A 2,429-nucleotide genomic window follows, 5' to 3' on the forward strand; every position below is an offset into this window, starting at 1 on the left:
TTCGACCTTGATATCTCATTTGGTTCACGGCATGATGCGGTTATGGATATACTTTTTATACAGCTTCGTTAGGGCTTACATGGAACGTACTCCAATCAATCCAGTTCTAGCCGGCCTTGGTGCAAATTTTCTTGGCTCCGTGACTGGTGCGTTTCTCCTCGCTATTTCTGGCTTCACAGGTCCAATCGAGAGTGTTGGTCATATCGTTGGCGGAACTGCGGCTGTAGCCATTTATGGCTTCATCATCGCGCTCCCATTCGTATTCGCCTATGGCATGCCCACTTATGCTCTTCTAAACCGTTACGGTGTTGCCAACCTAGGGAGTGCCTTACTATTTGGCTTAATGCCGGGAGTTGCCTGGGTCCTTTGGACGCACAGCAGTTGGATCGACCCTGTGCTTTGGAATGGCACACTAATCGCCATCTTTTATTTTGTGCTGAGGCAGTGGCACCTACACCCTAACTCTTCATTCAAGCGGGACGCGCTAAAGCGCGCCCCTTAATTCAAACGTTAGATGCTGATGAGAACTAGAGTTTTACTTTTATTGCTGATCACTTTTTTGCCAGCCTCCGTGCTGGCCGCAACACCGTGGGAGCAATATCTCGATTTTCCATCGGCTCAAAATGCAAAACAGGTACACAGCCTTACTTACTCAAAAGGGGCTGCCTCATTTGGCAACTACAATGGGGGGGATTTGCAGATTTTGGCGCTTCAAGTCTACGCAGGTGATCGGGAGTCCTTACGTTTGGCTATTCGGCTTAAAGGGCAGTCTGACGGCGGCCTAGCCGAGGATTTAACGGCAATCGTCGGTCACGTCATCCGAATTCACCCTCAACTATTTCTTGAAGAAATTAAGTTCGCTAAAATCAGCATTACTGGGCTAGAAGACATCGTTCTTAATGCGGGGCTAGAATATGCAGACCGTCCTGAAGCTAATCAATATGAGCTAAATATGCGACTTGAAGCTCTCTCTCGTGTTAACGAAAAGGAGCTTCAAGTCTTACGCAACACAAGTATAGATGCCATAAAACGGGAGTCGCATCTAACCTTACGCTCAAGCGGGACAGGCCAGAAGCGGCCTGCCCCTTAGCTCCACGTTAGCCATGTTGACCGCATCCGCACCCACACCCACACCAATCTGGCGCAGCCTTCTGCTTGTAGCGGGAAACGTCATGGCATTGCTCATCTATGCGGTTGGTCTGATTGCACCTCTCACGCCTTCCGAAGGTTCGCCTTCGCTAGCGGTAATTCTCTTGTTCGTGGGTGTCCCGGTTGCCATTCTCACGTGGTGCATCCGCGTTTGTGGCTCACGGCTTGCTGCCCTTTTCTTTGGCCTTCAGCTAGTTGCAGTTTTAGGGTTCTCCGCCTGGCTTCTTCACCTCCAAGTGGGAGCGTTATATGGCTAACCCTGCATTCGAGCGGGACCGCCGCAAAGCGGCGCCCCCTCAATTTGAACGTTGGGCATCATGAGCGAAAAGAATGATATTTCACAGAAATCCGTATGCATTAAATACGGTTCTGTATTTACACCTTCGTCCCCACTTGAAAGAGTGGGCATTGCTCTTAATACAATTGGTCAGCTACCTCTTAATGCTCTTCGTCATCCCGCTGAAAACGGCACTTGTGGTTGGTACATTTGGGGTGGTGAAGTTTTGCCTGAAGAGCCAGATTTTTTCCAGCCGCTTCATTTGCAGCATCTTGAAGAACGTTGTCCTGATATCATTCCATATCTTGCTCTTGCACCGGGCTGGCGTGTTCTGTTAGCACCGGGTCAAGTTGATGTATGGTTCGACGATGGGATTCTCAACGTGTAGCGCACTGCCCAACCCATCATTCAAGCGGGACGCCTAACGGCGCCCCTTAATTCAAACGTTATGCATCAATAGAGAGTCCGCATGGAATTCAATCTCGAAGGAAAGATGTTTCGGTCCGTCACAAATACGGAGAATGGGGAAGTCGGTGCTGACACGCTATTTAGCTATCATCAGCGAGAAAGCGTCGTCTGGGCCGAGTATGAAGGCGGCGACGTAGTTAAGGGCCAACTTGTGGCAAACGTGTTGGCGTCGGGCCAGCTCGATATGCGCTATCACCATATAAATCGGCGTGGTGAAATAATGATTGGCAAGTGCTTATCAACTCCAGAGTTACTGAGTGGCGGCAAAATTCGGTTCAAAGAAGAGTGGCAGTGGTTGTCCGGTGACATGTCGTCGGGCTACTCAGAAATAGTCGAGCAATAAATGCATAACCAGGCGTTCAACGCGGACAGTTTGCAGCGGGGCATTTGCTTCGCAAATTTTACGCCCCGCTGCAAATCACTCCGCCGGCAGGCCGGCTCCGCTCTGCCGGTTAACTTGGCGTTGACGCTGTAGAAAAACCCCTTTTTCACTGATTTTCGGACGCAATTTTCCCACCCGAATCGTTTCTGTTCC

Annotated in this window: 4 protein-coding genes; all 4 read left to right on the top strand. The window is 50.1% G+C overall.

The window, feature by feature from the left end; genetic code table 11:
- The coding region (locus EJE49_RS08810; RefSeq protein WP_223246884.1) for a hypothetical protein at positions 1-502 on the top strand (502 nt) is incomplete at its 5' end.
- Positions 503-514: 12 nt separating this feature from the next.
- On the top strand, positions 515-1,090 hold the full coding sequence (locus tag EJE49_RS08815; protein ID WP_124950084.1) for a hypothetical protein: 576 nt from the start codon (positions 515-517) through the stop codon (positions 1,088-1,090).
- Between the two features lie 376 nt (positions 1,091-1,466).
- Positions 1,467-1,814 carry an immunity protein Imm33 domain-containing protein gene (locus tag EJE49_RS08820; protein ID WP_124950085.1) on the top strand — a complete coding sequence of 116 codons (348 nt, stop codon included), beginning with the start codon at positions 1,467-1,469 and terminating at the stop codon, positions 1,812-1,814.
- Between the two features lie 81 nt (positions 1,815-1,895).
- Positions 1,896-2,237: an avidin-fold protein gene (locus EJE49_RS08825; RefSeq protein ID WP_124950086.1), complete on the top strand. Its 342-nt coding sequence runs from the start codon at positions 1,896-1,898 to the stop codon at positions 2,235-2,237.
- Positions 2,238-2,429 lie beyond the last annotated feature (192 nt).

The sequence above is a fragment of the Sulfuriferula thiophila genome, from assembly GCF_003864975.1.
Lineage (GTDB): Bacteria > Pseudomonadota > Gammaproteobacteria > Burkholderiales > Sulfuriferulaceae > Sulfuriferula > Sulfuriferula thiophila.

Bases quoted from the DNA above. Each gene is read 5' to 3' on its own strand.
- EJE49_RS08820 (WP_124950085.1), top strand. From the start codon at position 1,467: ATGAGCGAAAAGAATGATATTTCACAGAAATCCGTATGCATTAAATAC.
- EJE49_RS08815 (WP_124950084.1), top strand. From the start codon at position 515: ATGCTGATGAGAACTAGAGTTTTACTTTTATTGCTGATCACTTTTTTG.
- EJE49_RS08825 (WP_124950086.1), top strand. From the start codon at position 1,896: ATGGAATTCAATCTCGAAGGAAAGATGTTTCGGTCCGTCACAAATACG.